The 5,558-nt window shown below is 55.1% G+C and carries 5 protein-coding genes and 2 pseudogenes; 3 read left to right on the top strand and 4 right to left on the bottom strand.

Annotation, left to right across the window (positions count from 1 at the left end; all coding sequences use genetic code 11):
* Both F568_RS25340 and F568_RS0121765 read left to right on the top strand, forming a co-directional pair.
* Nucleotides 1-610 (top strand): annotated as a pseudogene (locus F568_RS25340) (hypothetical protein); the annotation flags it as partial.
* Between the two features lie 234 nt (nucleotides 611-844).
* Nucleotides 845-2,236 (top strand): alpha,alpha-trehalose-phosphate synthase (UDP-forming), encoded by a 1,392-nt coding sequence (locus tag F568_RS0121765; RefSeq protein WP_026300719.1) that lies wholly within the window; start codon nucleotides 845-847, stop codon nucleotides 2,234-2,236.
* 20 nt (nucleotides 2,237-2,256) lie between these two features.
* On the opposite strand, the gene cfa is transcribed toward F568_RS0121765, so the two are convergent.
* Complete coding sequence (cfa, locus tag F568_RS0121760) at nucleotides 2,257-3,417, bottom strand: cyclopropane fatty acyl phospholipid synthase (protein ID WP_019020854.1); 1,161 nt, start codon at nucleotides 3,415-3,417, stop codon at nucleotides 2,257-2,259.
* 294 nt (nucleotides 3,418-3,711) lie between these two features.
* Between cfa and F568_RS23715 the strand changes: the two genes are divergently transcribed.
* On the top strand, nucleotides 3,712-3,852 hold the full coding sequence (locus tag F568_RS23715) for a transposase (RefSeq protein WP_019020853.1): 141 nt from the start codon (nucleotides 3,712-3,714) through the stop codon (nucleotides 3,850-3,852).
* 84 nt (nucleotides 3,853-3,936) lie between these two features.
* On the opposite strand, the pseudogene F568_RS26005 reads toward F568_RS23715, so the two are convergent.
* From F568_RS26005 to F568_RS24735, 3 genes and pseudogenes are all read right to left on the bottom strand, one after another.
* Nucleotides 3,937-4,082 (bottom strand): annotated as a pseudogene (locus F568_RS26005) (IS5/IS1182 family transposase); the annotation flags it as partial.
* Nucleotides 4,083-4,467: 385 nt separating this feature from the next.
* Nucleotides 4,468-4,695, bottom strand: coding sequence for a glycoside hydrolase family protein (locus F568_RS26495; protein WP_371827871.1), 228 nt, complete (start codon nucleotides 4,693-4,695; stop codon nucleotides 4,468-4,470).
* Between the two features lie 571 nt (nucleotides 4,696-5,266).
* Nucleotides 5,267-5,558, bottom strand: a 292-nt coding sequence (locus tag F568_RS24735) for a transposase (RefSeq protein WP_156817504.1), incomplete at its 5' end; no start/stop codon positions are given.

Raw genomic sequence — 5,558 nt, 5'->3', positions numbered from 1 at the left:
GTTCCGCGATGAGTTGACCAACCTGTTTCCCGATGATGCCCGGGCCCGGCGGCTCCACGACAACAGCATGATGTTCAGCGACTTCCTGGTGAACCGGGCCGAGAACTACCAGCCGCCCAGGCTCGAGCGCAAGGCGCTGGTGCATGGTCATTGTCATCACAAGGCCATTATGCATCTGGATGCGGAGCAGGCGCTGATGCAGAAGATGGGGCTGGATTACGAAATCCTCGATTCCGGATGCTGCGGCATGTCCGGCTCGTTCGGCTTCGAGAAAGAGAAATATTATGTGTCGATTGGCGCCGGCGAGCGGGTGCTGCTGCCAAAGGTGCGTGGCGCTGCTGAGGACACCTTGATTATCACCAATGGTTTCAGCTGCCGTGAGCAAATCGCCGAGACCACGAACCGGCAAGCGTTGCATATCGCCGAAGTGCTGCACATGGCTATGGACACTTCGCGGGGTGCGCTACGAGATGGGCCACCGGAACGGGATATCGTCCAGCGTCGTGCCCGGGCACACCGCCGTGCCAATCAGCGTGCAGCAACCGTAGCCGGGCTGGTGGCCGTCGGCGGGTTGGCGTTGTGGGGGCTAAAGCAGCGAGACAGGAGGTAATCTCTAAGAGCTCCAAAATTGTTTCTATAGATTCTGTTTTAATTGGTGAGCAATGACCAGGCTAGGCGGAGCCGAAATTGTTTGGGTCATTTACTTAGTATCGCCTGGTCGAGCACAAAAGTTAATGTAAAAGACCCTGATGATAATGATTATAGCAGAGCATAGCTGAGCATCTTATCGGTGACCGAAAGGGTGAGTACGACGTCGCTAACCATTTGCTATTAGGGATTTTCCATGTCCAAGGAACCGGATAACGCATTAATTGTCGTCTCTAACCGAGTCCCCTCTCCCATGAGCTCAGGAGGAAGTCAAGGGGGGCTTGCGGTTGGCGTCATGAATGCCCTTCAGAAGAACAAGGGACTATGGGTCGGCTGGAGTGGGGAAATCGATCAAGATACTGATGCGCAACTTATCCACTACACTTTCGACTCGGTGCGCTTCGCGACGTTTCCTTTAACGGAGCATGGCCACCAAGCCTTCTATATTGGGTTTTCCAACGAGGTGCTCTGGCCACTATTTCACTACCGCACCGAGAAGGTGGTGTACGACCGTACGAACCAGAAAGAGTATCTGCACGTCAACCAGCGCTATGCGCGTCACGTCGCCACGCTGGTCGAGCCTCATTCACGTATCTGGGTACACGACTATCAGTTGATTCCGCTGGGGCACTTCCTTCGCCAGGCAGGTATTGACGCCCCCATCGGCTATTTCCTGCATACGCCGTTCCCGCCGTGGGACGTGCTTCGCATCCTGCCCGATTACGAGAACCTGCTGCGTTATTTCAGCGCCTACGATGTGATCGGGTTCCAGACGAAATGCGACCTGCGCAATTTCGAGGACTGCATACGCCACGGCCTCGACGCCACCTTTTACGAGGATGGTACCATTGAGGCTGAGGGTCGCTGCTTCCGGGCCGAGGCCTACCCCATTTCGATTGACTTGGATACTGCACAGGAGATGGCGCGCCAGGGCGTCGAGAGCAATACCGGAAAACGGATGGCTAATTCGCTACTCGATCGCGCGATAATCATGGGCGTCGATCGCCTCGATTACAGCAAGGGAATCTACAAGCGATTCCAGGCCTTCGAGCGATTGCTGGAGAAGGCCGAGCATCAGCACGGCCATGTTGTCTTCGTTCAGATATCTCCGCCCTCGCGTACCGATGTGCCAGAGTATGCGGAACTGCGTACTTCGCTTGAACGCCTCGCCGGGCACGTTAATGGCCGGTTTTCGGACTACGATTGGACTCCGCTGCGCTATTTGAACCGCGGCTACAGCCGCGAATCGATCCTGGGCTTTTTACGCTTAAGCCGTGTCGGCTTCCTGACGCCATTGCGAGATGGCATGAACCTGGTGGCGAAGGAGTTCGTGGCCGCCCAGGACCCGGAAGATCCCGGAGTACTGGTACTGTCCCACCTGGCCGGGGCCTCCTGGGAGTTGCAGGAGGGCGCACTAGTGTGTAATCCCTACGACGCCGAGGGTGTAGCCGATATGCTGGACCAAGCTCTGGTCATGCCACTTGAAGAGCGCAAGGCACGCTGGCAACAGATGATAGAGGTGCTACGCAAGAATGATATCCACTACTGGTGCCAGAAGTTTCTCGATTCGCTCGGCAAGGCAAGCTGAAAGCTGAAAGCTGATAGAAATTACTCACTTAACCTTTGATAACCACCGAGTATGCCCTGCTTTGACAGCACCCACTGCCAGAGCTGGATATCACGAGCGCGGAACGCCGCGGCACATGACAGCAGATAATAGCGCCACATGCGGTAGAAGCGCTCACCGAAGCGATCATAGAATTGTGGCCATGCCTTCTCGAAATTGGCATACCAGGCCATCAAAGTCTTATCGTAGTCGGCACCGAAATTATGCAAGTCCTCGGTTACGAATAGCCCGCCCGCTGCATCTCCAATCTGCCCGATGGAAGGCAGATCGCCATTAGGGAAGATATATTTATCGATCCATGGGTCGGGCGTACTCTCTCGAACATTCTTGCCGATAGTATGTAGCAGAAACATGCCGCCGTCCTTCAGGCAGCGATGGGCTACTTCCATGTATTCACGGTGGTTCCTGCGCCCGACATGCTCAAACATGCCGATGCTAACGATGGCATCGAACGACTCGCTCACCTCGCGATAATCTTGCAGACGGAACTCTACCGGTAAGCCCTGCTTCATGAGCTGCTTGCCGTAGTCTGTCTGTTCCTGTGAGATGGTTATCCCTACGCACTCTACACCGTAGTGCTCGGCAGCATAGGCCATGAAACTGCCCCAGCCACAGCCGATATCAAGGATCCGCATACCAGGCTTGAGTTCCAGTTTGCGACAGATCAGGTCAAGCTTGGCTTCCTGTGCCTCATCGAGAGTTGTGGCATTCCTCCAGTATCCACAGGTATAGGTCATACGCCTGTCAAGCATGGCAGCATAGAAATCATTGCCGAGGTCATAGTGTGTCTCGCCGACCTGCCAGGCACGTTTGAAGCTCTGTAAATTAGCCAGCTTGGCGCGCAGAGCATGCAGTATTAATCTGCTAGGTCTGATTTCTGCATCAAGGTGTGCGCGTAGCAGGCGGGAAAAAAATTCGTCCAGCTCCTCAGCGTCCCAATGGCCATCCATGTAGGCCTCCCCCAAGCCTAGGTTGCCTTCGGAAAGGGCGCGGTCAATAACACCGGGCGACTTAAGCTGGATATCCCAAGGGCGGCTGCCGTTGATACGGATATCCGCCTTAGCAAGCAACTCGGTCGCTAGGTTATGTAGGTCCGAGTTCTCGGAGAAACGGGTATCCTGTTTATTGGTTAGATGACTCAAGCTGATCTCTCCGTTCCGTCTCTAGCATCCCTTATGGAGGGATCCGCTGTTGTTCTGCGAGGGGGCTAGGCGTCGTCTCCCTTACACCATCTTCGTCGCATTTACAGTTCGCACTGTGCGTATGTAATCCCAGCCAAGCTCAGTCTGGCTCAGCTGTGCTGATTACGCTATTGGGGTTATGCTAAGTACAACCGGCCGGTGATCCCCTCTTCCACTAAGCCCCGAATTCATAACGGTAGGTATCCATAGGTATACACCTATTCCTAAGCGGGTACTTATCATGAGTAGTTAAGCATGCTGGAAGCGCCTCGGAAGCGTCGTCGCTTCACTGCCGAGTTCAAGGCCAAGATCGTCGAAGCGTGCCAACAGCCTGGCGCCTCGGTGGCCGGTATCGCGTTGGAGCATGCTATAAACGCTAACCTGACATACAAGTGATCTGCGAAGCTCGTCGAAGAGAGCCGGTGAGCGATAACGTATGTCACGCCAAGAATCGAGAAATCTGCGTCCTGCGCTTTGTCTGAAATAGATCTGCAGGCAGCGTCCGTTGCAGGCCAGCGTGACCATGGCGCGGTAGCTTTTCGCCAGCTTGTCGTAGCGAGTACAGAGCCGCCGTTTTCTTTCATCCAGCCAAACAGACGCTCTATCACATTGCAATGCCTATAACGAGACACACGAGTGTACGTGGAAGGCCCCTTCTGAAATTTTAACGTTATCGGGCCAAAATGCCCGGCCGGGTTGGGCGACCCGGAAAGCAAAAGGCGCACAGGCGCCCGCACTGGCGTACAGCTACCGAGACGCGCACAGCGAAGCGGAGAGTAACCGTTCTTCCAGGTATCTTGTTTACGACACCGAAACTGACAAGGGATACGGTATCTATACCCCTGAGAGCGAGGCCAAGCTGGCATGCGAGAATTTTAACGGCCAAGAACCGAGAGCGACTGGTCACTTATCGACCTAGGTTCGGCTGTTTTGCTTTCTCTGTATTTCCGCCAACTGGTCGGCTGCTTCTTTGCCTGCTCGCTACCCAAATGATTAGAGCGGAACACGGCATCAGCGCTCCTCGTTACGGCGAATGACGAGACCCGGAAGCACACGTTCGCCAGCCTTGATCCAATGGAACTGCCCGTTACACACGCCCTGGGTGAGCTTCTTGAGAAACGTGGAGTTGCGGAAGGCAGCCGGGCCGCCGTAGTCAATGAACGAGATGTGGGCGACGCGCTGCTCAGGCGTACGCGATACTGTGGTGCTCTCATCGATCCTCTCGAATGCCTTGCCCAGCTTTTCCGCTACCCCCCCGCGGGATCTACAGCGGGCTGTAACAATAAAGCTTATGTGCTTAGGGCTACCTACCCCGCTTACGCGCAGGGTTTTGTTTGCAAATCAAGAGGTACTCTTGCAAAGCTGGCAGACTCAAGAGACCGTGTACTACGCTGCGTAGAGTCGTTCAGGCATTGGTAGTGAGACTCCTCGTGGCCAAGTGGTTCTCCAGGGACGGAGAAAGCCAATGCTTGAGATAGACGAAGCGAGTGCGAAAAAGGCCCCAGCTGTGAAGCTCGGGCTTTTCTTTTCGTAGCATGAAATACCTACCGATTAGAGCACGGCCATAACGCTTCGCTTGATGCCAAGCGTCATAAGTTTCTAACGTGTTAATTAAGGCAGCGTTCTGGCACAGGAAGCCGGACGCGTCATGGAAGGCGTAGAACGCTGACGAGTTTGCGTTTGCTTGCGCCCCTGTTGATGGCCCAAGGGCTCTTTTTTGTATTAATTAAAATTCCCGATCGAGGCTTGGAACAGGCTACCGGTGGCCCGTAGCCGCTGCGCGGATCTCGGCGCAGTCTTACAGTGCCTTTCAAAACCTACCTTGAAGCTTGTTCAGACAGATCAGCGAGCATCCCAGCAGCGTGAAGGCATAATGAATATCGACACGGCGCTCATAGCGTATAGCCAACCGCCTCATTCGCCCCAGCCAGGCAAAGGTCCGCTCGACAACCCAGCGATGGCGTCCGAGTCGTTGACCATCCTCCACGCCCCGGCGAGCAATGCGAGGCTGGATGCCGCGAGCCTGACATGACCGGCGGCAACGTCGGTGATCGTAAGCTTTATCTGCGTGAAGCTTTCGGGGACGGCAGCGCGGGCGTCCT

Origin of the sequence: Modicisalibacter luteus DSM 23508 (assembly GCF_000378505.1) — a bacterium.
GTDB lineage: Bacteria > Pseudomonadota > Gammaproteobacteria > Pseudomonadales > Halomonadaceae > Modicisalibacter > Modicisalibacter luteus.
Note: the sequence above shows the minus strand (reverse complement) of the source record. Positions and strands in the feature narration are given on the sequence as shown.